24 protein-coding genes are annotated in these 25885 nt (G+C 45.7%); 21 read left to right on the top strand and 3 right to left on the bottom strand.

Annotated features, from left to right (window positions below; genetic code table 11):
• Positions 1 to 112: 112 nt before the first annotated feature.
• The 4 genes from ABXS75_10555 to ABXS75_10570 all read left to right on the top strand — a co-directional run bounded on the left by ABXS75_10555 (position 113) and on the right by ABXS75_10570 (position 6307).
• Complete coding sequence (locus ABXS75_10555) at positions 113 to 1096, top strand: class C sortase (GenBank protein ID XCP83523.1); 984 nt, start codon at positions 113 to 115, stop codon at positions 1094 to 1096.
• 47 nt (positions 1097 to 1143) lie between these two features.
• Positions 1144 to 3006 carry a SpaH/EbpB family LPXTG-anchored major pilin gene (locus ABXS75_10560; protein XCP83524.1) on the top strand — a complete coding sequence of 621 codons (1863 nt, stop codon included), beginning with the start codon at positions 1144 to 1146 and terminating at the stop codon, positions 3004 to 3006.
• A 7-nt stretch (positions 3007 to 3013) separates the two neighbouring features.
• Positions 3014 to 3877, top strand: coding sequence for a class C sortase (locus ABXS75_10565; GenBank protein ID XCP83525.1), 864 nt, complete (start codon positions 3014 to 3016; stop codon positions 3875 to 3877).
• Between the two features lie 75 nt (positions 3878 to 3952).
• Positions 3953 to 6307: a prealbumin-like fold domain-containing protein gene (locus ABXS75_10570; protein XCP83526.1), complete on the top strand. Its 2355-nt coding sequence runs from the start codon at positions 3953 to 3955 to the stop codon at positions 6305 to 6307.
• A gap of 48 nt (positions 6308 to 6355) precedes the next feature.
• On the opposite strand, the gene ABXS75_10575 is transcribed toward ABXS75_10570, so the two are convergent.
• Both ABXS75_10575 and ABXS75_10580 read right to left on the bottom strand, forming a co-directional pair.
• Entirely contained in the window at positions 6356 to 7258 is a 903-nt protein-coding gene (locus tag ABXS75_10575) for a YitT family protein (GenBank protein ID XCP83527.1), read from the bottom strand.
• Positions 7255 to 7917, bottom strand: coding sequence for a Crp/Fnr family transcriptional regulator (locus ABXS75_10580; GenBank protein ID XCP83528.1), 663 nt, complete (start codon positions 7915 to 7917; stop codon positions 7255 to 7257). Before ABXS75_10580 ends, ABXS75_10575 begins: the two co-directional genes overlap by 4 nt.
• A gap of 268 nt (positions 7918 to 8185) precedes the next feature.
• Between ABXS75_10580 and ABXS75_10585 the strand changes: the two genes are divergently transcribed.
• Together ABXS75_10585 and ABXS75_10590 are read left to right on the top strand one after the other, a co-directional pair.
• Complete coding sequence (locus ABXS75_10585) at positions 8186 to 8500, top strand: PadR family transcriptional regulator (protein ID XCP83529.1); 315 nt, start codon at positions 8186 to 8188, stop codon at positions 8498 to 8500.
• A gap of 1 nt (position 8501) precedes the next feature.
• On the top strand, positions 8502 to 9050 hold the full coding sequence (locus ABXS75_10590; GenBank protein XCP83530.1) for a DUF2812 domain-containing protein: 549 nt from the start codon (positions 8502 to 8504) through the stop codon (positions 9048 to 9050).
• Between the two features lie 265 nt (positions 9051 to 9315).
• Here ABXS75_10590 and ABXS75_10595 read toward each other — a convergent pair whose 3' ends face one another.
• Positions 9316 to 9846 carry a 2'-5' RNA ligase family protein gene (locus tag ABXS75_10595; protein ID XCP83531.1) on the bottom strand — a complete coding sequence of 177 codons (531 nt, stop codon included), beginning with the start codon at positions 9844 to 9846 and terminating at the stop codon, positions 9316 to 9318.
• Positions 9847 to 9937: 91 nt separating this feature from the next.
• Here ABXS75_10595 and ABXS75_10600 point away from each other — a divergent pair, with 91 nt between their 5' ends.
• The 15 genes from ABXS75_10600 to ABXS75_10670 all read left to right on the top strand — a co-directional run bounded on the left by ABXS75_10600 (position 9938) and on the right by ABXS75_10670 (position 25884).
• Positions 9938 to 10486, top strand: coding sequence for a ferritin-like domain-containing protein (locus ABXS75_10600; protein XCP83532.1), 549 nt, complete (start codon positions 9938 to 9940; stop codon positions 10484 to 10486).
• 191 nt (positions 10487 to 10677) lie between these two features.
• On the top strand, positions 10678 to 13887 hold the full coding sequence (locus ABXS75_10605) for an AAA family ATPase (GenBank protein ID XCP83533.1): 3210 nt from the start codon (positions 10678 to 10680) through the stop codon (positions 13885 to 13887).
• A 102-nt stretch (positions 13888 to 13989) separates the two neighbouring features.
• Complete coding sequence (iorA, locus tag ABXS75_10610) at positions 13990 to 15894, top strand: indolepyruvate ferredoxin oxidoreductase subunit alpha (GenBank protein XCP83534.1); 1905 nt, start codon at positions 13990 to 13992, stop codon at positions 15892 to 15894.
• The gene (locus ABXS75_10615) at positions 15887 to 16468 is read left to right on the top strand and encodes an indolepyruvate oxidoreductase subunit beta (protein ID XCP83535.1); all 582 of its coding nucleotides are present in this window, start codon (positions 15887 to 15889) and stop codon (positions 16466 to 16468) included. The genes iorA and ABXS75_10615 overlap by 8 nt, the downstream gene beginning before the upstream one ends.
• Before the next feature lie 84 nt (positions 16469 to 16552).
• Positions 16553 to 17788, top strand: coding sequence for a phenylacetate--CoA ligase (locus ABXS75_10620; GenBank protein ID XCP83536.1), 1236 nt, complete (start codon positions 16553 to 16555; stop codon positions 17786 to 17788).
• Positions 17789 to 17982: 194 nt separating this feature from the next.
• Complete coding sequence (locus ABXS75_10625; GenBank protein ID XCP83537.1) at positions 17983 to 18342, top strand: hypothetical protein; 360 nt, start codon at positions 17983 to 17985, stop codon at positions 18340 to 18342.
• A gap of 33 nt (positions 18343 to 18375) precedes the next feature.
• The gene (gene tsaA / locus ABXS75_10630; GenBank protein XCP83538.1) at positions 18376 to 19053 is read left to right on the top strand and encodes a tRNA (N6-threonylcarbamoyladenosine(37)-N6)-methyltransferase TrmO; all 678 of its coding nucleotides are present in this window, start codon (positions 18376 to 18378) and stop codon (positions 19051 to 19053) included.
• A gap of 126 nt (positions 19054 to 19179) precedes the next feature.
• Positions 19180 to 19692 (top strand): CarD family transcriptional regulator, encoded by a 513-nt coding sequence (locus tag ABXS75_10635; GenBank protein XCP83539.1) that lies wholly within the window; start codon positions 19180 to 19182, stop codon positions 19690 to 19692.
• Between the two features lie 277 nt (positions 19693 to 19969).
• The gene (locus ABXS75_10640) at positions 19970 to 20722 is read left to right on the top strand and encodes an acetylglutamate kinase (GenBank protein XCP83540.1); all 753 of its coding nucleotides are present in this window, start codon (positions 19970 to 19972) and stop codon (positions 20720 to 20722) included.
• Positions 20719 to 21630: a DMT family transporter gene (locus ABXS75_10645; protein XCP83541.1), complete on the top strand. Its 912-nt coding sequence runs from the start codon at positions 20719 to 20721 to the stop codon at positions 21628 to 21630. Before ABXS75_10640 ends, ABXS75_10645 begins: the two co-directional genes overlap by 4 nt.
• A 92-nt stretch (positions 21631 to 21722) precedes the next feature.
• On the top strand, positions 21723 to 22418 hold the full coding sequence (pyrH, locus tag ABXS75_10650) for a UMP kinase (GenBank protein XCP83542.1): 696 nt from the start codon (positions 21723 to 21725) through the stop codon (positions 22416 to 22418).
• A gap of 27 nt (positions 22419 to 22445) precedes the next feature.
• Positions 22446 to 22997 (top strand): ribosome recycling factor, encoded by a 552-nt coding sequence (frr, locus tag ABXS75_10655; GenBank protein ID XCP83543.1) that lies wholly within the window; start codon positions 22446 to 22448, stop codon positions 22995 to 22997.
• A 213-nt stretch (positions 22998 to 23210) separates the two neighbouring features.
• Complete coding sequence (locus tag ABXS75_10660; GenBank protein ID XCP83544.1) at positions 23211 to 23930, top strand: isoprenyl transferase; 720 nt, start codon at positions 23211 to 23213, stop codon at positions 23928 to 23930.
• Positions 23923 to 24720, top strand: coding sequence for a phosphatidate cytidylyltransferase (locus tag ABXS75_10665; protein ID XCP83545.1), 798 nt, complete (start codon positions 23923 to 23925; stop codon positions 24718 to 24720). Before ABXS75_10660 ends, ABXS75_10665 begins: the two co-directional genes overlap by 8 nt.
• Before the next feature lie 21 nt (positions 24721 to 24741).
• The gene (locus tag ABXS75_10670; protein ID XCP83546.1) at positions 24742 to 25884 is read left to right on the top strand and encodes a 1-deoxy-D-xylulose-5-phosphate reductoisomerase; all 1143 of its coding nucleotides are present in this window, start codon (positions 24742 to 24744) and stop codon (positions 25882 to 25884) included.
• The last annotated feature ends 1 nt before the right edge of the window (position 25885 follow it).

Here is a 25885-nt window from a genome sequence, read left to right on the forward strand (position 1 = left end):
AAACAATTACTTGGTGCAGATGATAATGAAATATCATTAGAAAGGAGGCGCGCTGATATGATGTTACATAAATCGTGAAAAGCAAATTATGAATTTAGGAGCAGGATAAAAGATGGGGAAGAAGAAAAGACTTCTATTGGGTATCGTTTTCATTCTGATCGGAACGGGTTGTTTTTTATATCCTGATTTTCGCGAGTGGAAGTTGCAACAGAAAGTGGACCAGATGATAGAGAAGTTCGAAAATGAGCATTCACAATCTGGGAACCAGCCCGGGAAAAGGGAGGAAAGGAGGAAAACGACTTTTCCTGTGTCAGGTGAATTACAAAAAGAAGAGATAAAGCCTGGATCCGGGATGACGGAAGAACTATACCTGGAGATGAAGCGTTATAATGAGAATTTAGTTGCTTTCGGGCAGAGTATTGCAGATGCATGGAGTTATGAGCAGGCGCCGGTGGGAATCACATCATTGGAGAGTGATGAGTCGGTAATAGGATATATTGAGATACCGGATATGGAAGTGAGGCTGCCGCTATTTTTAGGTGCCTCTGATGCGAATCTTGCGAAGGGCGCGGCAGTGTTATCCGGGACTAGTATGCCAATTGGGGGAAAGAATACGAATTGTGTGATCGCCGGTCACAGGGGATGGAGGGGGAGTGCCTGTTTCCTTTATATCGAGAATGCCAAAATCGGTTCGGAAGTTTATATCACGAATCCCTGGGAAACTTTGACCTATAAGGTGACGGATAGGGAAGTCGTAGACCCTTGGGACAGTGATTCTATCATGATTCGGGAAGGAAAAGATATGGTAACACTGATTACCTGCCATCCCTACACTTTGGGTAATAGCCCCTATCGCTATCTGGTATTCTGTGAGCGTATGGAAGCGGAGGATACCAAGAGTGCGGCTAAAGAAATTGAAAAAGGGAACAAAAGTTTCGATATCTTATCGGACGAACGCGAATGGAAGGCTTCTAATGGTCTGATTTACTGGGAATCCTGTATTAGGATCGGGATGCCGATTATTGGATTGATTACAGTTGTAATCCTGATGTTAGTCAGGAGCAAAAGCAATAGGAGGCAGGAAAGAGAACGTTAACAGCTTTATGTATAAACATGCAAAAAAAGAAAGAAGGAGAATGATTTATGAATGCAATTTTGAAAAAGTTAAGTGCATTGGCTCTTGTAGCAGCCTGTGCAGTAATGCCTGCAGCCAGTGTTATGGCAGCACCGGAAGATATTATTGATACCAGCAGGACGGCAACGCTGACTATTCATAAATATGATTTGACGGCAGCAACGAATGATGGAGTCGATGTTACGCAGTTTACAGCGAATGGAGAAAAGAATACAGCGGCTGAAAATGCTCTGCAACGGTATGTAATTGAAGGAGTAGAATTTACCTACGTAAAAGTTGGGAACATTCATACGGAGAGCAGTGATGGTCATGTGAATCTTCTGTATGATATTCCTTCAGCATTGGAGAATGTGTTAGAGATGCGAGATGCCCGCGGAAATCATAAGTATACAGCCGATGAATTAAACAAGGCATTGAAGGATACACTGTCTCATTCGACGGCGGGGAAAAATGCATTGGAGAAGTATATAGCAAGCGCGTCCGGCAGAATGGCAATGCCTCTGACAGGTGAAGATGGAATGACAAGAACAACGGGCCTGCCCTTGGGACTTTATTTGCTAGTGGAAACGAAGGTACCGGCCAATGTGCATACTACGGTAGATCCGTTTTTTGTATCTCTGCCAATGACAAATGATAAGGGTGAATACTGGTTCTATGATGTAGATGTATACCCGAAAAATCAGACGGATATTCCGAATCTGGATAAACTGGTCAGACAAAATGATGATGCGGTTCTGTATCAAAAGCCGGAATATCGGGATATAGCGACAGCATCTGAAGGGGATAAAGTAGATTACATTTTTGTCAGCCATCTGCCGAAGATCACATCGGAAGCAACATATCTAACGCAGTATACTTTTGTGGATAAGATGGACAAGGGACTTACTTACAATAGAGATGCGGTCATCTATTTCTATGACAATGAAGTAGATGCAAGAGCGAACAATACTGCAAAGGCGGTCAAGACATGGAAACATGGTGCGACGCAGTTTACAGAGGTTTATGAAGGCAGTAATTCGGAATATAATCAGATGACGGTAAGCCCGACAAAAGGAGGGCTAAAAGAAATTGATCCCAGCCTTTCACAGCATTGGATTGTCGTGTCTTACAGTGCGACAGTCAATTCAGATGCGAGTCTGATTTTGGGCGATACCGGTAACACGAATGATGTAAAACTGACCTGGAAACGTACAAGCATGGATTTTGTGGATACTTTGGAAGACCGGGCCAGAGTATATGCATTTGGCATTCACTTGAAAAAGGAATTCAGTGATAGGGAGAAGCCGGGGGATGCATCGAAGGTGCAGTTTGTGTTACAGAATAAGACGGACGGGCACTATATTAAAGCGAAGAAAGGTGAAGCTGGCAGATACTATGTGGCAGACGCCGGGAAAGGGGCATCTGAAAAGGAGGGAACAGTGTTTACTCCTGCCGTGGACGGGACATTGTTTATTAATGGGCTGGAAGCGGATACCTACATTTTGACAGAAATACATACTTCAGACGGATATTCATTGCTGAAAGAACCTATGACAATCAATATTGTATGTACAGAAGATGAGTTCACACCTTCACAGACAACACTTTATGATATTCTGGATATCTCAAATAATCCACATAAGAAGATGATAGAAATAAATGGAAACCGGGCCCATGCAACAGTAGATGGAAAGGTGACGAATATGAGCACGGAATCTGTAAAGAATACCTCGTCGACCAATGCGTGTGTTGATATGACGGTCCTGAATACGCCTTCCTTTACATTACCTAATACCGGTGGATATGGGACTATTGTTTTCACTTTGTCAGGATGTATCGCAGCCTTTATCGGAATTGGTCTTGTGACAAAGAAGCCGAAGAAAGAAGCGTAATGACGATATGAGAAGAGGGGGTATTGTTAGAAAACTACTGATATTCCTGCTTTTTGAAATTGCAATTATTCTTTTAATTTATCCATATCTTTCTAACTATCTATTTGAAAATCGGGCGGATTCCATTGTAAGTACAGTAAATCGGATTACTCAGGAAGCAGACGACTCTGAAAGACAGTCTGAAATGAAAGCTGCCAGAAACTATAATCATATGATAGCCGGTGGGCATATACAGTTAAAGGATCCTTTTATAGAGGATCAGCTCCATGAGGAAGCCGGGGAATACGCATCTCTTCTTAGTATGACAGAGGACGGGGTTATGGGATTCCTTGAGATCCCGTCGATTGCTGTCTCCCTGCCTATCTATCATGGGACATCGGAGCGTGTGCTCGAAAACGGAGCAGGTCATTTGCAGGGAACGTCTCTTCCGATTGGCGGGGAGGGTACACATACTGTGTTGACAGGGCATACAGGTTTGAGTCATGCGAAGTTGTTTAGTGATTTGACAGAACTTGTGAAAGGGGATATTTTCTTTCTGAATGTATGGGGAGAAAGGTTGGCATATGAAGTTGATCAGATCAACGTAGTGTTGCCGGGTGAATTAAGCAATCTCAGAGTAGAGAGTGGAAAGGACTACTGTACCTTGGTTACCTGTACACCGTATGGCGTGAATACACACCGTTTGTTGGTTCGGGGAAGCAGGACGGAAGCTAAGGAAGGTGTAGAGAAATCCGAGATTTTGCAGGAGAAGAAAAGGGAATCGAGGTGGCTGGCCGAATATAAGCTGGCATTAAGACTAAGCGGAAGCTGTTTTGTGATTTGCCTGCTGGTCATGAAATGGGTTCGATATTTCAGAAAGGGTCAACGTTAAATGGCAGAGGTGTTATATGATACAAATAAAAAGTTGTATTCGGTCTAAATGCAGGCAGAAAGGAGAAGAAAAAGTATGAAACGCAGGGTAAAGCAATTTGCATATCTGGTGTTGGTGTTTGTTGCGTTAGAGTCGGTTTTACTTTCTGGAGGAGCGAATCGTGTGTTTGCGGTGGAACAAAATATCAGCAGCCATATGGCTCAGGATGGTACAGAAAGAAACGTCTACGAGGATAGGACAAGAATAGCGGAAAAGAACGAAGGCATGGAGCAAGGTGAGAATAAAGTCGAAGAAGGGGATAAGGAGGAAGAATGCGAGAATTCGGAGAAACAGATGGAAACAGAAGAATCATATAAAATAGTAGAGATTCTGGGTATTGATAAGGAAAATCTGATGGAATTTGAGGCGGGCACAGTAACGATAGAAGAGGCACTGGCCATGCTGCCTGCTTCAACTGAGGTAAAACTGAATAATGGAAAAATTGTTCGGGTTGATATTAAGTGGAACTACGAATACTATAATGTACGAACAGAGCGTTATCACCTTGAACCTGTTTCAGAGCAATATTCGTTAGGTTTGCCTGTTGAGGAACTACCTTATGTGGATATTCTATTGGATGGAATCCGTCCTCTGGTGGCGTATGACCCTAATACGAACAGTACAGTGAAGTTGGATAAATCTTTGGGGTGTACGAAAGATGTGCTGACGTATCTGGAATCACATCAATCTACTTATTTGGGAACTCCATATTCTCATTTGGGCACAGGGCTTACGGTAAATAATTGTATGGTGCCGGGAGCAAAAGGAAGCATGAACTGCACAGGATTTGTCGCACATGTCTTAAAAGCCTGCGGAGCAGATCTAAATAAAATTCCTAAAAGACTTCCTGGACATTATCTGAATGCAAGTAATTGGAATGACTATGCACATAGTCAGAGTATAAAATCCTATCGTTTCAATACGATTTCAGAGGCGCTTAAAAGTGGTAGGTTGGAAAAGGGAGATGTGATCTACTTTGAACCAAAGGACTGGAGCGAAGGAGGTGATTGCCATATAGGTTTCTTTTGGGGAGACAATTCCTCTCAGAATCGGTTTTGGCACTCCGATCACAAAGGAAATCGGATTTCAGAGATTGTAGCCAAAACGGCTAATTCCTATGTCTATTTATTTAAAACAAATCATGAGCCGCAGAAAGGCTATTTGAAGCTGCATAAAGACTCTGCTCTTGGTGATATTACATCGGGCAATTCATGCTATTCCTTGGCGGGAGCCGTATATACGATTTATAATAAGAATCAGGAAGGCATACTTAGCGGTAAGGTCGGCGAAGTTAAAACAGATCAAAATGGCAATACGGAAGCAATCGAATTGCCGCTTGGTACTTATTATATAAAAGAAACAGAAGTGCCACAGGGGTATCAGGCTGATGATAAGATCTATACTGTGAAAATCACGGCCGGAGCAACGAAAGCGACACCGGTCATGGTTCAGGTAAAAGATGTTCCTGAGTATGCCTCAGGCGGTATTAATATAACAAAAATCGTAGAGGGGGAGTGTACATCTACCTGCCCGTCTTTGGAGGGAACCGAGTTTACAATCCGGTATTTTGATGGTTATTATACAAAAGAAACGCTTCCGGATTCCGCAACGCGTACCTGGGTGGTTGGTATTCGAAAAGATGCTTCGGGGTATTACAAAGCAGAGTTAAATGATGCTCATCTTATGAAAGAAGTAAGTGATGAACTGTACTATGTCAATCAGACTCCTGTTCTCCCATATGGAACGATTGCCATCCAGGAGACAAAACCTGCAGCGGGCTACACTCTGAAAGGATATCTGACGGATGCCAAGGGGAATAGAATCGCTTCGGATAGTGAGGTTTATGTTTCACAGGTCAGGAAGGAGGCTGGCTGGCTCCGGCTTAATGGTGGCAATGTGTATACTGCCAGTGATAAACCAATGGAAGGCAGTGTCCGGATTCGGAAGTACGATGTAAATGGCACTTCGCCACTAAAAGGGGTAACTTTTGAAATCACGAACAGTAAAGGGAAAGTTGTGGCAGAAGCGGCGACTAATCAGGAGGGTGAGGCAGTATTTGAACATTTGTATCCTGATGTTTATACGATTACGGAAACAAAGACTGTAGATGGACATATGCTTCTAAAAGATGCAATCACAGTGGAAATTCCTATGCAGATGACGGAAAAGGAGGTTACAGAGCATAAGATTGATAAAGACCAGTGCATATACGATCAGGCGGGTGATATTTATTATGTCTATGATTTGACCTATGAGATTTCGAATGATGTATCACTGGAGATGCCAATGACAGGTGGAGGTTATACAGTGTGGACCTGGGTGCCGATGGCAGCAGGTATGTGTTTATTATGTCTGGCAAGTGCCCTGGTATTTAGAAAAAAACGGTTGTGAATTGCCATTGACACAGCAAATTGTTCATAAAATGGATAAAGAAATCCGTTAGCGCCGAATACTATACCCACGTCCTCCTACATAATTTACTTGGTTGATTACCGTAAATGCATAAGGATCCACATCGTAGATCATTTTCTTTATAGAATTAACTTTATTATAAGGAAGAATCGTCAGAATAATTTTAGCTTCTTTCTTTTGGAAGCCGGTTTCAGCATCAAGTAATGTAACACCTGTATCAAAAGTGTAAAGCAGCTTTTCCCGAATCGCTTCCCGATTTTTTGAGAATACCAAAAGCTGTACCTTTGACTCACCATGAGTAATAATCTTATTTGTTACGATGCTGCAACAAAGAATGACAACAATACCATACATAGTAGAAAGCAGAGGCTTTGTGATCGCCTGGCACAGGATAATCGTAAAATCGCAGACATACATTACCGCGGAGATCGGAATCTGGAATTTCTTGTTGAGCACAACGCCCAGAGTATCAAAACCACCACTGGAACCATTGGCGCGGAGAATCAGGCCGGAGCCCAAGCCGAGCATACAACCGGCAATCAAGCTGCTCATCAGAGGGTCTGCGGTTAATTCGTCAAACCAGGAGAGCGTGTTGAAAATGTCCAATAGAATTGGAAAAAGGAATGTCATGATTAATGTTTTGAAGATAAACTCTTTTCCTGCAAATAGCCAGCCAAGGATAAAGAGCAGGAGGTTTATTGCGAGGACAATCCAGGAAACCGGCAGTCTAAAAATAGGGGACAGTATTACGGAAAGACCGGTAACGCCGCCCGCAACAAAGTTCTGCGGAAGGATAAAGAGTCCAAAAGCAGCGGCTGTAAGGCCTCCGCCTATTATAATAGTAAAATAGGAAAGAAATCTATTTTTTATATTCATCGTGTTCACCTCTCTGCAAATTATACAAATTGAACAGAGAGAAAACTGTATCATATGCTACATTCTATGGATTGTTGTTCGATTTTTTTTAAACTCTCCCGGTCAAGAATTACGATTTTTCCATATTTGCTTTGAATGAGGTTCTGTTTGGCAAAATGTGATAGAACTTTGGAGACAGTCACTCGGTTCATTCCTAGAGTTTCGGCAATTTCTTCATGTGTATAGGGAAGCATATTCTGTTCAATGCCCTTATCTTGATTGGGAATCAAAGTCTCTTCCAGCAGGAAACTGGAAATTTTCTGATAACGATCATAGTTCGTCAGTCTGTGAATCTGGCGGGACAAGTGGTTACAGGTTTCGCTCAGATGTTGAAAGATAAGAGTCATCAGTTCCGTAGAGTTGCTGAGTACAGGGATTAAATCCTGAATAGAGCAAGAGACAAGGAGGACCTGATTGACGGCAGCTACGGTAGTTGGTCGAATATGTTCGCTCAAAAAAGACGACTCACCAAAAATGCGTCCCTTTTCAATAATTTCAAGTGTTGTTTCCTTCCCAGAGGAAGCGAGAGTGTAGACGCGAACTCTTCCGGATAGAACCAGATAAAGAAAATCGGCAGAGTCATTCTGAAAATAGATGATCTCATCCTTGCAATATGATTTTTGTATCCCTATGCTGCAAAATAAATCAAAGAATTTTTCGGGTATTTTGGTCATGATGATGCGTTCCTCACATTTTCCTTCTTTATCCTAATTATAGAGTATTGTGGTGATATATTCCATATATTTTTATTCAGACTAATATCTACGAGGATTATTTACAGGGTTATTTTAAGAGTGATGGAAGGATGAAAAGCCAGAGAATGTGTAAAGTAGAAAGCGGTCACAAAAGGGCAAAATGTCTTGACATACATATATCGCAGTGCTATAGTAGAATCATAGTATTGCAGTGCGATATATCGCACTGAGATGTTGAGGTGATGGTATGGATGCGCATATAAAAAAAGTGTATGTACCGATGACAGAGACAGGATTTTACATTCTATTGTGCCTGCGGGAGGAGTCTCATGGTTATGGAATTGTACAAAAAGTAGATGAACTGACAAAAGGAGAGATTCGCATCAGCCCGGGCACGATGTACGGAAGCCTGTCTAAAATGGAAAAGGATGGCCTGATCCAGTTTGTAAGAGAAGAGGAGAAGAGGAAGATCTACCGTATAACGGTGCTGGGAAATCAGGTATTGGACTTGGAAATGAAGCGGATTGAGCGTTTGTATCATACTATGGTGGAGGTGCGGTGAGATGAAAGATACAAAAACAGAATTTAGATTTTTTACGGTTCCCGAATGGAAGAAGGAGGAGGAGTATCTGCGCCAGCGGCATAAGAGCGGATGGAAATTTGTCAGAGTCACTTTCCCAGGAATGTATCATTTTGAAAAATGTGAACCAGAAGATGTGATTTATCAATTGGACTATAATCAGGAAGGACTGGCGCATAAGGAAGAATATGTCCAGATGTTCCGGGATTGTGGCTGGGAATATTTGCAGGATTTTGTAGGTTACAGTTATTTCAAAAAATCTGCCTTGGAGATGAATGGGGAAGAAGAAATTTTTTGTGATGATGCTTCCAGGCTCGATATGATGAAAAGAGTGATTAAAGGACGTATGCTTCCTTTACTTATCATGTTTTTCCTGGTCATTCTTCCAAATATATATATCCAGAGTCGAATTGATAGCCCGATCAATCATGTTTTGACATGTGTATTTATTGGGTTGCTTGTAGCATATCTTACATTATTCGGATGGATTGGATACCATTACTGGAAATATCGGAACTCTTTGCTTCATTAGCCACTGAATTTGTACAAACGTAACTTTTACTGTTCTACTATGATGTTGGAATACAAGATAGAAGAGGTGTTTATAAACGAGGAGGGTCAGAAAGGTGATCAGTGATTTTATAGAAGCGGCGTTCCCATGGATTTTGATGGGCGTGTTTGTGGCAATCAGTTGTTCTTTTATTGGTAAAAAAGGGCATTAGATGTTATGTTTATTCATAATTTCAAGATGGTATAAGGATTTGTAAGCTGCCAGAGAAATGTCTGATAGAAGCACATTAAATATATGGCAGCTTCAACCGGACTAAGTCAACATGGGGATTTGGCTTGGAAAGTCCGATATGAGTTATCTGTCCGTCAAAAGCAGCAAAATGTTCCTGTAAGGTACTAAAAGCGGCAAGCATCTCCTCTTTTGTTAGTTTTTTCCCGAGCGTCGTATGGGGAAACCACTGCGTCGGGCGATAAAGAGGGCTAATTTTTACATCGTCCAAAGTGACCAGCGTCTCATAGATTTTTGTGGAAAGATTCTGGAGATATCCATTCAAAACAGGTGCGATGTGAAGGACATAGGGAAGAAATGCGCCAACAGAACACCAGGTAAGGGAACCAGAGTCAAGATGAGCGGCAGTTTTTTCCAGTGCCGGTATAATCTCAGAAACCCGGCGGGTCTCAAAGGCGGAAAGAGTCAGATGCGGCGGGACGTTTGCATCAAGCATAAAGGTATTTCCGCTTTTAGAAGCGGCGAGATTGATATATTTTTGAATGCGTTTATTTGTTTTTTCATCAAAATATGCAGTGACTAAGTACATAATGATGCCTCCAGTAAAATGTGTGAAAATATACATGATTCTTTTATTCTAACATAATATCATATAAAGAGCTATTTGGAGAGCATTTATTATGGAAGAAAAAAGGAATTCACTGGTTATGAATTGTAATTTTATGGAGATAAAGCCGATTATGATGGATTTGCCTTATCCTCCGACCCAGGTAAGAGAAAGGAACCAGGCGTATGCCAATTTGCTTAGTGTCGATTATTGTGGCTCGGTATCGGAGATGACTGCGATCACGCAGTACATTAATAACGAGAATCGTCTGGCTGGTGAAAAATGCCAGATTGCGAGGATTCTTTTGGGAATCGCGATGGCGGAGATGATGCATTTACAGAAGTTGGGAGAGCTGATTAATCTGTTGGGAGGAACTATTGATTTTACGGCAAAGTACCAGAACGGAATGCAAAAAATGTGGACGCCAGGATATCTGAATATACCGCAGCAACCAGGGAAGATGTTGTTTGCGGATATAGAAGCGGAAAAAGCGGCGATCAGCCAATACCGAATGCACATGAAAATGATAAATGACTGTGATGTCAACGCTGTACTGGCGAGAATCATTAAGGACGAAGAGTACCACATTATGCTGCTGCAGACGCTAATGAAGGAATGTTGATTAAACCTAATAATGTTTTGAAAAACTGGAAAGAGCTTGACTTCTTTATAATAAGGAGCAGGCTCTTTCTTGTTGTTAAAGCAAATGTTTGGCAACAGTTTACCCTGGTATGCATGTGCAAAAAGCGAAAGCAAATGATTGAAATTTAGCACAAGTCATATTATTATTGGATAACAGGGAGGAAGAGGACGATGAGAAAAGAAGAGACATTCCGCACGCTTCCGGGATTGAGCCGCGAAGAGGAAGAACAGCAGCTGGCAGATATTATTAAAGTGGCCCAGGATAATCTGGACAAAACACAGGGCTATGTCACTGAGTTATCGGACGAGCTGCATGAGTTGATGGAGACATACGGAACAAAAGACAAGGAGGCACTGGCATTTTTTCATAATACGCAGTCACAGCTAAGGGAGAATCAGAGGGATTTACTGCGATGTAAAAAGGCGAGGAAGAAACCTTATTTTGGAAGAATTGATTTTAAGGATCCAAAGCAAAAGGAGGACGAGTCTTATTATGTGGGGCGGGTCGGTATCTCCGAAGGCGGAGTCAGGCCGCTTGTCATAGATTGGAGAGCACCGGTGGCATCTATTTATTATGAAAATGCTATGGGCCCTTGCGAGTACGTGGTGAAAAGCGAGGGGACTTATCAGATTGATCTGAAGCGCAAACGGACTTACGAAATAGCAGAGGACAGGCTGGTCGATTTCTTTGATTCCGACGTGGTGGCAAATGATGAGCTTCTGACAAAATATCTTGCAAAGAGTAAAAAGGCAGTGTTAGGAGAAATTATTGCCACGATACAGAAAGAGCAGAATGCGATTATCCGCAAATCACCGAAAACGAATCTGATTGTGCAGGGAGTGGCAGGTTCCGGAAAGACGACTGTAGCAATGCATCGTATTTCCTATATTTTATACAATTATAAAAAAGAATTCCGCCCACAGGATTTTTATATCATCGGCAGTAATCGGATTTTGCTGAATTATATTACCAGTGTATTGCCGGATCTGGACGTGTACGGTATTTCTCAAATGACGATTGAACAGCTCTTTGTGCGGCTCCTCTATGAAGACTGGGATCCGCGGACTTATCGTATTTCTCCGATTGACAGAAAGAATGAGTCGCTCTACATCAAAGGAAGCTATGAATGGTTCCGGGATATGGAACGATTTTGCAATGGATACGAAGATATGCGAATCTCACAGAAGGAGATTCGACTGGAGAAAAATGGGGTTCTTCTTGTGAGAGAGACGACGATACGCAACTACCTGGACAATAATCAGCAGATGTCTATGCAGAGCAAGATTAACATGCTAAATGAAATCCTGTTGTCAAGGCTGGAAAACGAATTGACAGGAAAATACGTTTCCTATACTCCAGAGGAGAAAAAGGAGCTCAGGCGTACCTATCGGTGGCATTTCGGAAAAGATGTCTGGAAAGGTTCCATATTTAAGGTCTATCAGGAGTTCCTTAACAGTCAGGCGTTAAAAGGCAAGGAGGTAGCGTTTACAGAGAATACGTTCGATATATATGATCTGGCTGCGCTTGCCTATTTGTATAAGCGCATCAAAGAAACAGACGGAATCCGCGAGGCGAGCCATGTGATCATCGATGAGGCCCAGGACTTTGGTATGATGGCATATGCCGTACTCAAGTATTGTCTTCGCGGCTGTACCTACACCATCATGGGCGATGTATCACAGAATATTTATTTCGGCTATGGGCTGAACGACTGGAATGAGCTGCAGGAACTGATGCTGACCGGATTAGATGACAGTTTCGGTCTGCTAAGGAAAAGCTATCGGAATACGGTGGAGATTTCTGATTTTGCAACAGAGATCCTGCGCCACGGGAGTTTCTCCATTTATCCGGTGGAGCCGATCAGTCGTCACGGCAATAAGGTGCAGGTAAAGGCGTGTGCCGATGAGAACGCTATGCTGTGTGAGACGGCCGGGACGGTCGAAATCTGGCAGAGGGAGGGGCGTGAGACGATCGCGGTCATCTGTCGTGATGAGTCGGAAGCGTCAAGAGTAAGCAACTATCTTGGTGAGAAAATGCCTATCGTGGACAGTAATCTGGAAACGACTGAGTTTGGAAGCGGAATCATGGTGCTTCCGGTGGAATATACGAAGGGCCTGGAATTTGATGCGGTCCTTATTTACAATCCCTCTGCGGAAAATTATCCGGCCACGGATCAGTATGTCAAGCTGCTTTACGTGGCGGCAACGAGGGCGCTGCATGAGCTGACGGTCGTTCATCAGGGAGATCTGACGGATCTGATCGGGAAAGTGGTGCCGGAAGAGAAGCGCATGAGGTCGCTGGAAAAAGAGGGGAAACCGGAGGTAAAACGCCACAAAAAACAGGAAATCTCTGCAAAAGAGCAGGCGGTCATGGACGCTCTGCAGGGAGAGAAGGAACGGGCGGCGCGGAACTATTTGGGGCCGAAGCCGATTGTAGTACAGCAGGAGAAAGGACAAGATAACAGAGAAAAAAGGAGTTCGGCAAATCAGAATGATGGTATAAACAGTGTGTTGGCAGGAATGTCCGAAAAGAGGCAGCACGACCCAGGACAAAGAACTTCGATTCGTCAGTTGGAAAGAGAAAAATCTGTTCAGGGAAAGTATGGTAAGATTCTGCCCCAAAAGCCGCCAGAGGAAACAGAGAATCTCCTGAATCCATCGCCCTACCAGTTCAGAGACGTACCGGAGGGCAGTGCACTGACTCCAAAAGGGCATAGCCGCATTGATAACGCTGTCCGTATCGTAAAAAAGACGAAGAGATATATTGATTTGATCAGCCGCTACGGAACACTGCGGCTGACGCCTTTGGAGGACACCATCATTCGGGTGCAGTTTTTAAAGGGCTCTCTGGCGGAATTTGAACCGGGCTACTGGAATTATCAACCCTCAAAGCAGGTCACATGGACGGCAAGAGAAGGAAAAAGCCTGGTGGAAATTTCGACGGCAAAGCTGGCAGTCCGGATCGAGAAGAAGACAGGCGCGCTAAAGTTCTATAATGGGGAGAAGAAGCTGCTGCTTGCCGAGAAGGCTGCTCTTCCGCGGCAGGTGGAGACGACTCCGTATGATCAGAACTGGGTGTATTTTGACTGGGAGAAGAAGGAGAAACTCTCGGCAAAGGGAATTCTGGCAGACGAATTGGAACGTATGGAGCACAAGGCAAGATATATCAGCTTCGGAGGGAAAAGGCTGCGCATGCCATTTCTTGTATCTGTGTATGGTTACGGAATCGGCATCGCCGCGAGAAAGACGGTGATGTGCTGTAATATTCCGATGTATGGAACTTACATTTACACAGATGGCGAACCGCAGATCGACTACTATTTCCTCTATGGAGGGGACTATAAGGCGACACTGGAGTTATATAAAAGATTGACTTCTTAAGGCGTTCTGCTTTATTATGATGTGAAGGGGTATAGAAAAAGCTGGAGATGAAGGAAATGGAACTTCGGTTCTGCTTTATTAAGGTGAGAAGAGGTGAACAATATGCATAGAGAATTCTTAATGGGAAATGAGGCGATTGCTCTTGGGGCGATCGCGGCAGGAGTGAATTTGATTACTGGTTATCCGGGAACGCCTTCCACGGAGGTCCTGGAAACGGTGGCGAAGAACCGTCAGGAGAATCAATATGTGGAATGGTCGGTGAATGAAAAAGCAGCCATGGAGGTTGCAGCAGGAGCGGCATACTGTGGGGCAAGAGTGATGGTCACGATGAAACAGGTCGGACTTAATGTGGCGTCCGATCCGCTCATGAGCCTGGAATATATTGGAGTGAAAGGCGGAATGGTGATTTTGGTGGCGGACGATCCGGGACCGATTTCTTCTCAGACGGAGCAGGATACCAGGCGTTTTTCCGCATTTTCAAAGCTTCCGTGTTTTGATCCGTCCTCGGCTCAGGAAGCGTATGAGATGGTGCAGGAGGCGTTTGCGTATTCGGAAGAATATGGAACGCCGGTATTCTTCCGGCCGACAACAAGGGTCTGTCACGGCTATGCTTCGATTCTGGTAAAAGATGTGGAGGAATATTCGTTACATAAGGCGGAGGGATTCGTGAAGGATTCCAAACGGTGGGTCATCTTTCCCCGGTTATCTTATCAGAATCACAGGAAGATTGAGGAGCGAAATGAACGGCTGTCGGAAGTATTTTCCGAATATGAGAGAAATCGAATCTATCCGGAAGAAGGGGAAAATGCAGGGACGCGGAAGGGAATTGCGACCGGCGGCATCAGTTTTACCTATGCGATGGAAGCGAGAGACTCCCTTGGTGCGGTACGTCTTTTTAAGGTGACTACGCCGCACCCCTTCCCTGAAAAACGGGCACTCGAATTCCTGGAAGGGTTGGACGAAGTGTTGTGCCTGGAGGAACTGGACCCGGTGATTGAACGGGAGCTGACTTATCTTTGCGGCAAATATCATCTCCCGGTCAAAATATACGGGAAACTTTCACATCATGTACGAAATGCAGGTGAGAATACCAGGGACAGTGTGGCGGAAGATATCAGGAAGTTCCTTGGAGAGCCGGACAATGATTCTGCCAGGCATATGGGAATAGAGCAGGAGAGGGAGGCTCCATGCGGTACGGCCGACAAAGGTCAGAGTGCGGCACTTGCAGGAGAGGCAGAGCTGCCCGCGCCGCCTGCACTTCCGGTACGTCCTCCGGTTCTCTGTGCCGGCTGCCCGCACCGCGCTTCGTTCTATGCAGTGAAAAAGGCGATGAAAGGGAAGAAGACGATTTTCTGTGGAGACATCGGTTGCTATACACTAGGAAATGCGATGCCGATGGATATGGTGGATACCTGTCTGTGCATGGGAGCAGGTCTTGGAATTGCCCAGGGAGTAGGAAGGATCGAGCCGGATACCAGTTGTTTTGCATTTGTAGGAGATTCTACATTTTTTGCATCAGCCATCACAGGGGTGGTAAATGCAGTCTATAACCAGGCCAGGATGACACTTGTGGTGCTGGATAATTCCACTACGGCCATGACAGGGCACCAGCCCCACCCAGGCACCGGGCAGACGATGATGGGCGAGGTGGTGAGCAAGATCAATATTGAGGCGGTTCTTCGTGGAATCGGGGTTCAGGTAGTTGAGACCGTAAATCCTTTGGATCATGAGGCAGCGGTGGAATGTGTCAAGCGGGTGGAAAGCGAACCGGGCGCGAAAGCGATTATTTTTAAATCCCCCTGCATTGCGGTGGTAAAGGCATCGAATGCGTTAAAGGCATCAGAAGACCGGTGCATCGGTTGTAAAAAATGTGTGAGGGAACTGGGCTGTCCGGCGCTTGTCATAAAAGACGGAAAAGTCCGTATTGACGACAGTTTATGTACAGGCTGCACCCTTTGCAGCCAGATTTGCCCGACGGGTGCGATCGGAGGTGGCAAGAATGAATAAGAATATCGTGTTGTGCGGCGTAGGCGGCCAGGGAACGGTTTTAGCTTCCAAGCTGATCGCTGAGTGTGCTATGGCGAAGAATACTCCGGTCATGAGTGCGGAGACCATTGGAATGGCGCAAAGAGGGGGCAGTGTATTTAGCCATCTGCGAATGGGGGAGGGCTTATATTCCCCGATGATCGCAGAGAAAACAGCGGACCTGATTATTGGATTTGAGCCGGGAGAGGCGGTCCGTATGCTGCCATTTTTAAAGGAAGGCGGCCAGGTGATCGTAAGTGCGCGGCCGATTATGCCGATTACAGCGACACTTTCCGATTTGGAATATAGCGGAGAGGAAATGATCGCATATTTGAGAGCGCATGTAGAAAATCTCATTGTGGTGGACGCAGATAAGGCATGTCAGGAACTGGGCTCTGCGAAGGTACTTAATATTTTGCTTCTGGGAAAAGCGGTCTTTTCCGGGGCGCTGGGATTTTCGGAAGAGGAGATCAAAGAGGTGATCAGGCAAAAGGTGCCGGAGAAATTTCATGAATTGAATTTCCGGGCGCTTGGGTATGCTAAGCAGCATAATTGACCGGTTTAAGCGTTAACAGACACAAGTAATGATGATAGCAGGAGCAGCATGGAAAATTTGCCCCAAAGAAAGGATATGATAAATATGCAGATTTCAGATATACAGATCAGTCAGGTAAATAAACAGATAAAGGCGCTCGTAGCTGCGGGCAGCTTTTACGGGAAAAAATTGGAGGAAGCCGGTATTTCCGGCATTGCGACAGCAGAGGATTTTGAGAAGCTGCCCTTTTCCGAGAAAAATGACTTAAGAGAGGCTTATCCCCTGGGACTTATGACTGCACCGGAGGAGGAAATCGTCAGAATTCATTCTTCTTCCGGCACAACAGGGCTTCCGGTGATTATTCCCTATACCGCAAAAGATGTAGATGACTGGGCGATCATGTTTAAACGGTGCTATGAGATGGCGGGAATTACGAAAAAGGACCGGATCCAGATCACGCCGGGATATGGTCTGTGGACGGCCGGCATCGGGTTTCAGAATGGTGCGGAAAAGCTGGGAGCGATGGTGATTCCTATGGGGCCTGGGAATACCGATAAGCAGCTGCAGATGATGATGGATATGAAGAGCACGGTCTTATGTTCCACATCGTCCTATGCACTTTTGCTGGCGGAAGAGATCGCCAAGCGCGGAATCAAAGATAAGATCCATCTGAAAAAGGGCGTGATCGGTTCCGAGAGATGGGGAGAAAAAATGCGCCAGAGGATTTCAAGCGAATTGGGAATCGAATTGTACGATATCTACGGCCTTACGGAGATTTATGGACCGGGAATCGGAGTAAATTGTAAATATGACACCGGTATGCATTACTGGGATGATTATCTGTACATAGAGATCATCGATCCGGTGACCTTAAAACCGGTACCGGATGGAACAATGGGAGAGATTGTGATCACCACTCTGGTGAAAGAGGGGGCGCCTCTGATTCGTTATCGGACGCATGATCTGTCCAGAATCATACCAGGGCAGTGTCCGTGCGGAAGCCGGTACCCGCGGCTGGATATCATCATGGGAAGAACAGATGATATGATGAAAATTAAGGGCGTCAATGTATTCCCAAGCCAGATCGAGGAAATCCTGCGCGAGTTTCCGGAGGTTTCCAGCGAATACCAGATCCGTATTTCGCATCTGGACGGAAAGGATACCATGCGTATCTATGTGGAAACCAACGGATCCATTGATTTCCTGGATCTTGCAAAACGGATAGCGGGAACTGTAAAGAGTCGTATCGGTTTCACCCCGCTCGTAAAAGTTGTGGAATTAGGCGTGCTTCCGCGCAGTGAGAAGAAATCAAAACGGGTAATAGACGAACGGTACAGTTAGAATTCAAAACGGGTAATAGACGAACGGTACAGTTAGAATTCAAAACGGGTAATAGACGGAACGGTACAGCTAGAATTTGTTTTGGGCAGGGAAGTCTGAGGTCATTTTCCAGAAATTTCCTATTGATTTTGTTGGAAGAAATCGGTAAAATCGGTTTTGAAAGTGAGACAAAAGTCTGATGATCTGGAGGAAGTATGCTAAAACGGGATGTAGAACGATATGCCTTTTTATATTTATGTGGGATTAAGGACAGGGAAATATTGTCTGGAAGACGAAAGATGACCTTTATAGATTTTGAACGGTTGACTTATCTTGCGCAGTGTCTGGGATTTCTTGATTTTCAACTGGAGATCTGGGAGAAGTATGCATGCCTTTTTGATGATTCATTCGGGAGAACAGAGGATTTATTGAAAGAGTCAGAACGAGAGTGTAATGTAGAGCCGGAGAGATGCACGGTGGAGGAAGCAACGGACGAAAGGCAAAGATGGGTCGAGGAATTTTGTCAAAACAGCAGATGCGAGGAAATCCGCGACTGGTTCATAGAGTATCTTTAGCCTATCTTATTTTGGAAAAGCAGGTAAGGGAATATGGATTTGAAGAAAATAGCAGTGATTTATACGGATTTTCCGGATAAATTCGGAATTCCCAGGCAGAGTGGGCTCGCAGGGACAAGGGGGCGTATTGTGTTTGAGGAGGAGTACCGCCTGGAGGAAGCTATACGTGGAATCGAGGAGTTCTCTCATATTTGGTTATTGTGGGGCTTCTCCGAGGTGGAAGAAGGGAAGTTCCGCCCTACGGTCAGACCGCCGAGACTTGGAGGAAATAAACGGGTAGGAGTTTTTGCGACCCGTTCTCCGTTTAGGCCCAATCCAATCGGGTTATCCTGTGTAAAGCTGACAGGCGTAAAAACGTGCGGCAGGGAGGGACCGGTCCTCTATGTGGAAGGCGTGGATATACTGGACGGCACGCCGATCTATGACATCAAACCTTACCTGCCTTATGTGGACAGCCGCCCTGGCGCTAAAGGCGGATTTGCTGAGCGGCGCAAGGGGTATGCGCTTGAAGTGGAGATACCGGAGGAATGGGAAGAAGAGATTCCAAAGGAAGAGCGGGAGGTATTGCGGGATATCTTATCCCAGGACCCGAGGCCTTCTTACCAGAATGATCCCGAGCGGATCTACGGAATGTCTTATGCAGGCCTTGAGATTAAGTTCCGTGTGGAATCGGGCTGCCTGAAAGTGCTGGGAATCTCAAAAAACAGGTAAAATTGCATAAACAATAAGGCTAATATATATGTAAAAATAAACAAAAAATAAAAATGAATAGAGAATTCTTCTTTTTTCTGCTAAAATAAGAATATAGAGAGCTCGGCAGAGAAAGGAAGAGGAAGAATGTTTGCAAAAGGCGATTTTATTGTCTATGGGCGGACCGGCATCTGTGAAGTAATGGATATCAGTACTATTGATATGGACGGGGTTTCGAGAGATAAGCTATACTATATTCTTAGTCCCCGCCAGGGAGGCGGAGGCAGGATTTTCACTCCGGTGGATAACAGTAAGGTCGTGATGCGAAGGGTCATCTCGAAAGAGGAAGCAGCAAAGCTGGTGGATCAGATTCCGGAAATAGAGACACTTTGGATCGAGAATGAAAAACTTCGCGAGTCGCGGTATAAGGAAAGCATGAGGACTTGTGATTGTACGGAGTGGATCAAGATGATAAAGACGCTCTATCTGCGCAGAAGACAGCGGATCGCGCAGGGGAAGAAGATCACGGCAACAGATGAACGGTATCTGAAATTGGCGGAAGGAAATCTGTATGCAGAGCTTTCCATCGCGCTTGGAGTCCCGGAACAGGATATGGAGTCGTATATTACTGAGCATATTGAGTCAGGAAAGAGACATTGAAGAATGAGAGAAGAATAGGATCGCAGGAAAGAGGCGTATCTCCGGGAAGGAGGTGCGTTTTCTTTTTGGAGTATTCTAAAATGGCGGGTCAATGAAAAAATTGTATATTTCCGGCGGCTTTACATTTCCAGCAGTCAATTTCATTTTCCAAATTTCACAAGGTTTTGGAATTCTATCTTCAAAATGGAAATGTTTTGTGCTATACTGTTTTGGAATTATATGCAAATGTACCTTCAGTAAGAAATTCTGACGGGTTTTACAAAAGAGAGGGAAGGTTATGGATAAGAATTTGGAAGCGGTGGAACGGAAGGCTTCGATTTTGATCGACGCTCTGCCTTATATACGGGATTTTAACCACAAGGTTATCGTGATCGAGTATGGCTGCGGTGAGTGGCTCAGCGGCATGGAAGAAAGAAGCCTGATGCAGGATATCGTCCTGCTGAAAAGCGTGGGAATGCGGCCGATCGTGGTGCATGATACGCCGATGGGAGTGGATAAGTTCCGGGAGAATAAACGGGTTGCAAAGCTGCTGGAAATTTGCGGCGTGAAGGCCATCGGGGTTTGTGGAGTGGATACGCAGACGCTTAAGATGTCTCTTGATAATGACTATATCCCTGTCATTGTGCCGAATGATATAGATAATGAGATGGAACGGATCGATCCGATGGATACGGCGCTGGAGATCGCCGTTAAGATGCAGGCGGATAAGCTGGTGTATTTGACGCGGTATCCGGGCATTTTCACCGATGAGAACCAGGAGGAGGTCTATGCCCGCCTTACGGTGGAGGAATTGGAGAAGATCAAATCGCAGCGGGATTTCCCGGAAGAATTTGAAAAAATATTGGACCGCGGGATTTTAGCGGCAGAACAGGGCGTGAACCGGGTCCATATTCTGGATGGCAGATATGCTCATGTGCTTTTGATCGAATTTTTCAGTATTATCGGTGCGGGTACGATCATTATTTCAGACGAAAGCAAGCTGTATGAGCATGAGCTGAAGAATCAATCAGCGAGGCGGGAAAAAATATGAAACTAAAAAATGGATTGATGCTGGCGCTCACGGCTTTGATCTGGGGTATGGCGTTCGTGGCGCAAAGTGTGGGCATGGATTATATCGGACCTTTTACGTTTAATGCAGTGCGTTCGGCCATAGGCGGTGTGGTTCTGATTCCCTGTATTTGGCTACTGGACCGGATCAGCACGGACGGGGAGAGGAAAAAAACAGCAGACCACAAAGAGAAGACAAGTGCAAAGGATAGGAAAATGCTGCTGGCAGGAGGCGTATCCTGCGGTCTGGCCCTTTGCGTGGCTTCCAATTTGCAACAGATCGGTATTCAGTATACTTCAGTGGGAAAGGCCGGATTTATCACAGCCCTTTACATCGTGCTGGTGCCGATTTTCGGGATCGTTCTCAAAAAACGTGTGGGAATGAAGATTTGGATCAGTGTGGCTGTTGCGGTGGCCGGACTATACCTTCTGTGCATCACGGAAGAATTCCGGATAGGACGGGGAGATACCTTCGTACTTTTGGGAGCGCTGGTATTTGCGGTACATATTATGGTCATCGATTACTTTTCCCCGAAGGTGGACGGCGTGAAGATGTCGTGCATTCAGTTTTTTGTGACAGGCGCCTTGTCGGCGATACCCATGCTGCTGTTCGAGCGTCCGTCTATGGGCGCCATCTGCGCGGCTGCTGCCCCGATTCTGTATGCGGGCGTTCTTTCCTGTGGCGTGGCCTATACCCTGCAGATCGTGGGGCAGAAAGGGGCGGATCCGACGGTGGCGTCGCTGATTCTCAGCCTGGAATCGGTGTTTTCCGTACTGGCAGGCTGGGTAATCTTAGGGCAGGTGCTGAGTATGAAAGAGCTGGCAGGCTGCATATTGATGTTTGGCGCGATTATTCTGGCCCAGCTGCCGGATAAAAAACTTCCATTTTAAAGAAAGATATGCTATACTTTTACCAGTGCAGTATAGGTGAGGAGATATTTCAGGTCTAAATACTGTATGCTTGAAGGGAGCGGGAATAATAGATGAAGAGAGTACTTTTAAAATTAAGCGGTGAAGCCCTTGCGGGCGATAAAAAGACAGGATTTGACGAGGCGACCTGTATCGGAGTGGCGAATCAGGTGAAGACCCTTGTGGATCAGGGATTCCAGGTCGCAGTGGTGACCGGCGGCGGTAATTTCTGGCGCGGACGGACCAGTGAGACGATCGACAGGACCAAGGCAGATCAGATCGGAATGCTTGCAACCGTGATGAACTGTATTTATGTTTCCGATATTTTTCGTCATGTGGGTATGAGAACAGAAGTATTTACCCCCTTTGTGTGCGGAGCATTTACATCTCTGTTTTCCAAGGACGCAGCTCTTGCAGCGCTTGAGGAAGGCAAGGTGATCTTCTTTGCCGGAGGTACGGGACACCCGTATTTCTCAACGGATACCGGAGCTGTACTTAGGGCGATCGAGATCGAGGCAGATGCGATGCTTCTTGCAAAAGCGATTGACGGAATCTATGACAGTGATCCGAAGGTGAATCCGGAAGCGAAGAAATATGACGAGATTTCGATTCAGGAGATCATCGATAAGAAGCTGATGGCGGTGGATCTTACCGCATCTATTATGTGTCTGGAGAACAAGATGCCGATGCTGGTATTCGGACTGAATGAAGAGAACAGCATTGTAGAGACTATGAGCGGCAATTTTACCGGTACGAAGGTTACGGTATAAGCTGTGAAGATAGAGGAGGAAGAAAATATGAACGAAAAATTAGAGATTTATCAGGAAAAGATGCAGAAGACGCTGAAGAATCTGGACGGGGAACTGGCGGCTATTCGTGCAGGACGTGCGAATCCGAACATTTTGAATAAACTGACGGTGGATTATTATGGAAGCCCGACACCGATTCAGCAGGTGGCGAATATTTCCGTTCCGGAAGCACGTATGATTCAGATTCAGCCGTGGGAAAAGAAGATGATCAAAGAGATCGAGAAAGCAATCAATATGTCAGATATCGGAATCAATCCGAACAATGACGGCTCTTCGATCCGCCTCATTTTCCCGGAGCTTACGGAAGAGCGCAGAAAACAGCTTGTGAAGGATGTAAAGAAAAAAGGTGAGGCAGCTAAGGTTGCAGTCCGCAATATCCGCCGCGATGGAAACGACGCTTTGAAGAAGATGAAAGGCAAAGAGATTTCCGAGGACGAGATCAAGAACATGGAAGAAGAGTTGCAGAAGATCACTGATAAATTCATCAAAGAAGTGGACAAATCCGTAGAGGCAAAGTCAAAGGAAGTTATGACAGTATAAAAATGAACTTGGGAGGGGCAGCATCGAACAAGGCGGCTCCTCTTTTCTTGCTGCATGGGAAAGTGCCTGCATTTTCCTATGCAGCAAGGTGCATTTTGTGCGGTGAGGCTCAGCCTGGGGCATGAAAATGTGGCTGCTAAGCCTGATCGCGCGCTGAGAATATGCGAAGGCATATTCTATATTGATTAAAATGTAAGCAGGAGAGGAAAGAAGATGAACGTACCACAACATATTGCGATTATTTTAGATGGAAACGGACGTTGGGCCAAGGCAAAAGGTATGCCCCGGAATTATGGCCATGCGCAGGGCAGTAAGAATGTGGAAAAGATCTGCGAGACAGCCTACAAAATGGGAGTGAAATATCTGACGGTCTATGCTTTTTCGACGGAGAATTGGAGCCGGCCGAAAAGTGAGGTTGACGCCCTGATGGGGCTTCTCAGAAATTATATGAAGACGTGCCTGAAAACGGCGGAGAAGAATCGTATGAAGGTCCGGGTAATCGGGGACCTGACCGGACTTGACGACGATATCCGAAGCCGGATTCTGGAGCTGGAGGAGGCTTCGAAGAATAATGACGGTCTGAATTTTCAGATTGCCATTAATTATGGCAGCCGGGATGAGATGACACGGGCGATGAGACGGATGGCGGCGGATTGCGTGGAGGGAAAATTCGCTCCGGAAGAGATTACGGAGCAGAGGTTTGAGACCTATCTGGATACACATGGGATACCGGATCCGGATCTGTTGATCCGCACCAGCGGGGAGCTCAGGCTTTCCAATTATCTTCTGTGGCAGCTTGCCTATTCGGAATTCTATTTTACGGAAGTTACGTGGCCGGATTTTACAAAAGAAGAATTAGAAAAAGCTATTCGGCAATATAATAACAGAGACAGACGTTACGGTGGGATAAAGGAGGAAGAAGGCAGTGTTTAAGACAAGATTGTTAAGTGGAATCATGCTGGTGATCATCGCGTTTCTGAGCATTTATTGCGGCGGGGACATTTTGTTTGTTCTGCTTTTGGTTACCAGTCTGATTGGTATGACGGAGCTTTATAAGGTAGTGAAGACGGAAAAGACGCTGCTTGGAGGCGTCGGCTATCTGGCGGCTCTGGGATATTATCTTTTGCTTCGTTTTGACAGGAAAGAAGATATCATGATGCTGGTGATCGCGGCACTGGTGGTGATCATGGCAGTTTATGTATTTTCATTCCCCAAATATAAATCAGAACAGGTTGTTATGACATTTTTTGGAATCTTTTATGTAGCGGTGATGTTGTCCTACATTTACCAGACGCGCCTGCTTACAGGCGGAATCTTCCTGGTAGGTCTGGTATTTTTAAGCTCCTGGGGCTGCGATACGTGTGCGTATTGTGTAGGCGTGCTGATCGGAAAGCATAAGATGGCGCCAAAGCTGAGCCCGAAAAAATCGGTGGAAGGCGGCGTAGGAGGCCTTGCGGGAGCGGCGCTTCTTGGGGCGCTCTATGCGCTTGCTGTCAGCAAGTGGGGCGGCGTGAACGCAGGGGCACTGGAATACGCGGTCATTTGCCTTGTAGGAGGTATGATTTCCATGGTGGGAGATCTGGCGGCTTCCGCGATTAAGAGAAACCATGACATCAAGGATTACGGGAAATTGATTCCGGGCCATGGCGGCATTCTGGACCGGTTTGACAGTGTGATCTTTACGGCGCCGGTGATTTACTATCTTGCGGTGATTTTGTTGTAGTATCAGGAAATGGAGACGGATATGAAGAAAATAGCGATTCTGGGTTCCACAGGATCCATCGGAACCCAAACTCTGGAAGTAGTGAGAGAAAACGGTGATATTGAGGTGGTGTCCCTTGCGGCAGGAGGAAATATCGATCTCCTTGAAAAGCAGGTCCGCGAGTTCAGGCCTAAGATCGCAGCGATGCAAAGTGAAGAAAAAGCAGCGGAGCTTAGGAGCAGAGTCCGGGATCTGGATATAAAGATCGTAAGTGGAATGGAAGGACTTATGGAAGTGGCCGTGATACCTGACAGTGAGATTCTAGTGACGGCTATCGTTGGTATGATCGGAATTCGCCCGACGATCGCGGCGATTAAAGAGGGGAAGGATATTGCCCTCGCAAATAAAGAGACTCTGGTGACGGCTGGACACATTATCATGCCTTTGGCAAGGGAAAGGGGAGTAAGGATCCTTCCGGTGGACAGCGAGCACAGCGCCATTTTTCAGGCTCTTCAGGGAAGCCATGGGGGAGAACTAAAGAAGATTCTTCTGACTGCTTCCGGCGGCCCTTTCCGGGGGAGAAGGCAGGAAGATCTGCTTGATATCAGGGTGGAGGATGCGCTGAAGCACCCGAACTGGACCATGGGACGGAAAATCACCATTGATTCTTCGACGATGGTCAATAAAGGCCTGGAGGTCATGGAGGCAAGGTGGCTGTTCGACGTAAACATAGATGATGTGCAGGTGGTGGTACAGCCTCAGAGTGTGGTTCATTCCATGGTAGAGTTTGTGGACGGGGCAGTGATTGCGCAGCTTGGCACGCCGGATATGAAGCTGCCGATTCAGTATGCGCTGTATTATCCGAACCGGAGATACCTGCCCGGAGACAGGGTGGATTTTTGGAGTATCGGGCATCTGGATTTTGAGAAGCCGGATATGAATACCTTTTATGGACTAAAGCTGGCGTATGATGCGGGGCGGACGGGGGGAACTCTGCCGACGGTCTATAATGCGGCCAATGAACTGGCGGTCAGCCAATTCCTGAACCGGGAGATCAAATATCTTGAGATCGTGGAGATTATCGAGGATTGTATGGGGGCACATAAGGTGACGGAAAGTCCTACGGTCGAGCAGATTCTGGAGGCGGAGGCTGCCACTTATGAACGAATTTTGAGCAGGAGGTAGT

The organism is Roseburia hominis (assembly GCA_040702975.1).
Classification (GTDB): Bacteria; Bacillota; Clostridia; order Lachnospirales; family Lachnospiraceae; genus Allocoprococcus; species Allocoprococcus hominis_A.

Excerpts from the sequence above, each read along its gene's own strand:
- ABXS75_10555 (XCP83523.1), top strand. The coding sequence starts at position 113 with ATGGGGAAGAAGAAAAGACTTCTATTGGGTATCGTTTTCATTCTGATC.
- ABXS75_10560 (XCP83524.1), top strand. The coding sequence starts at position 1,144 with ATGAATGCAATTTTGAAAAAGTTAAGTGCATTGGCTCTTGTAGCAGCC.
- ABXS75_10565 (XCP83525.1), top strand. The coding sequence starts at position 3,014 with ATGAGAAGAGGGGGTATTGTTAGAAAACTACTGATATTCCTGCTTTTT.
- ABXS75_10570 (XCP83526.1), top strand. The coding sequence starts at position 3,953 with ATGAAACGCAGGGTAAAGCAATTTGCATATCTGGTGTTGGTGTTTGTT.
- ABXS75_10575 (XCP83527.1), bottom strand. The coding sequence starts at position 7,258 with ATGATACAGTTTTCTCTCTGTTCAATTTGTATAATTTGCAGAGAGGTG.
- ABXS75_10580 (XCP83528.1), bottom strand. The coding sequence starts at position 7,917 with ATGACCAAAATACCCGAAAAATTCTTTGATTTATTTTGCAGCATAGGG.
- ABXS75_10585 (XCP83529.1), top strand. The coding sequence starts at position 8,186 with ATGGATGCGCATATAAAAAAAGTGTATGTACCGATGACAGAGACAGGA.
- ABXS75_10590 (XCP83530.1), top strand. The coding sequence starts at position 8,502 with ATGAAAGATACAAAAACAGAATTTAGATTTTTTACGGTTCCCGAATGG.
- ABXS75_10595 (XCP83531.1), bottom strand. The coding sequence starts at position 9,846 with ATGTACTTAGTCACTGCATATTTTGATGAAAAAACAAATAAACGCATT.
- ABXS75_10600 (XCP83532.1), top strand. The coding sequence starts at position 9,938 with ATGGAAGAAAAAAGGAATTCACTGGTTATGAATTGTAATTTTATGGAG.
- ABXS75_10605 (XCP83533.1), top strand. The coding sequence starts at position 10,678 with ATGAGAAAAGAAGAGACATTCCGCACGCTTCCGGGATTGAGCCGCGAA.
- iorA (XCP83534.1), top strand. The coding sequence starts at position 13,990 with ATGCATAGAGAATTCTTAATGGGAAATGAGGCGATTGCTCTTGGGGCG.
- ABXS75_10615 (XCP83535.1), top strand. The coding sequence starts at position 15,887 with ATGAATAAGAATATCGTGTTGTGCGGCGTAGGCGGCCAGGGAACGGTT.
- ABXS75_10620 (XCP83536.1), top strand. The coding sequence starts at position 16,553 with ATGCAGATTTCAGATATACAGATCAGTCAGGTAAATAAACAGATAAAG.
- ABXS75_10625 (XCP83537.1), top strand. The coding sequence starts at position 17,983 with ATGCTAAAACGGGATGTAGAACGATATGCCTTTTTATATTTATGTGGG.
- tsaA (XCP83538.1), top strand. The coding sequence starts at position 18,376 with ATGGATTTGAAGAAAATAGCAGTGATTTATACGGATTTTCCGGATAAA.
- ABXS75_10635 (XCP83539.1), top strand. The coding sequence starts at position 19,180 with ATGTTTGCAAAAGGCGATTTTATTGTCTATGGGCGGACCGGCATCTGT.
- ABXS75_10640 (XCP83540.1), top strand. The coding sequence starts at position 19,970 with ATGGATAAGAATTTGGAAGCGGTGGAACGGAAGGCTTCGATTTTGATC.
- ABXS75_10645 (XCP83541.1), top strand. The coding sequence starts at position 20,719 with ATGAAACTAAAAAATGGATTGATGCTGGCGCTCACGGCTTTGATCTGG.
- pyrH (XCP83542.1), top strand. The coding sequence starts at position 21,723 with ATGAAGAGAGTACTTTTAAAATTAAGCGGTGAAGCCCTTGCGGGCGAT.
- frr (XCP83543.1), top strand. The coding sequence starts at position 22,446 with ATGAACGAAAAATTAGAGATTTATCAGGAAAAGATGCAGAAGACGCTG.
- ABXS75_10660 (XCP83544.1), top strand. The coding sequence starts at position 23,211 with ATGAACGTACCACAACATATTGCGATTATTTTAGATGGAAACGGACGT.
- ABXS75_10670 (XCP83546.1), top strand. The coding sequence starts at position 24,742 with ATGAAGAAAATAGCGATTCTGGGTTCCACAGGATCCATCGGAACCCAA.